The sequence below is a fragment of the Clavibacter lycopersici genome (genome assembly GCF_003576405.1).
GTDB classification, from domain to species: domain Bacteria; phylum Actinomycetota; class Actinomycetes; order Actinomycetales; family Microbacteriaceae; genus Clavibacter; species Clavibacter lycopersici.
Window position 1 is genome coordinate 1 of record NZ_QWGT01000452.1, and the last position, 880, is coordinate 880.

Genomic DNA, 880 nt, shown 5'->3' on the forward strand with positions numbered 1-880 from the left:
GACGTCGCGAGCGGTCCCGACGGCACGCGGCTGACCGCCCGGATCCCGGCGCATGCGGCACCCGCCGCCGATCGACGCGACGCCGACCGCATCCCCGCGCCGGCACCCGCCCCGACGGGGACCCCGGCGCCTCCGACGACGTCGACCCCGACCCCGACCCCGACCGCCGCCCCCGCCCGGGCCCGCGCATGACGCCCCGGCCCGTCCGCGTGGCCGTCGTCGACGACCACCCCGTCGTCCGCGCGGGCCTCGCCGCGCTCCTCGCGTCCGCGGACGACATCGACGTCGTCGGCCAGGCGGCGGACGGCGAGACAGCTGTCGCGCTGGCCCTCGCGGAGCGCCCCGACGTGGTCCTCATGGACCTCCGCATGCCGGGGCTGGACGGCGTCGGCGCGACCGGGCGGATCCGCGAGGAGGCTCCCGAGGTGCGCGTGCTGGTGCTCACGACCTACGAGACCGACGCGAGCATCCTCACCGCCATCGAGGCGGGCGCGAGCGGCTACCTGCTGAAGGCCGCACCGGAGGAGGAGATCCTCGCCGGCGTCCGGGCGGTGGCCCGCGGCGAGGTCGCGCTCGCGCCCGCGATCGCCGCGGCGCTGGTCCGGCAGGTGGGGCGCCCCGCCGCCGAGCCCGCGGCCCCGACGCCCACGCTCAGCCCGCGCGAGACCGAGGTGCTCGCGCTCGTGGCCGCCGGCCGCACCAACGCGCGCATCGCCCTCGAGCTGCACGTGACGCCCGCCACCGTGAAGACCCACCTGCTGCACGTGTTCGAGAAGCTCGGCGTCGGCGACCGGACCCGCGCGGTCACCCTCGCGATGGAGCTGGGCCTGCTGCCGCCCGCGACCCGCGTCCCGCGCGGCTGAGCCCGCCGCCGCACCCG

The 880-nt window shown here is 79.0% G+C and carries 1 protein-coding gene; it reads left to right on the forward strand.

Going from position 1 to position 880, the window contains the following annotated elements; genetic code table 11:
• The first annotated feature begins 188 nt into the window (after positions 1-188).
• A complete protein-coding gene (locus tag DZG00_RS15885) occupies positions 189-863 on the forward strand; it encodes a response regulator transcription factor (protein WP_119455843.1) in 675 nt (224 codons plus the stop codon).
• The last annotated feature ends 17 nt before the right edge of the window (positions 864-880 follow it).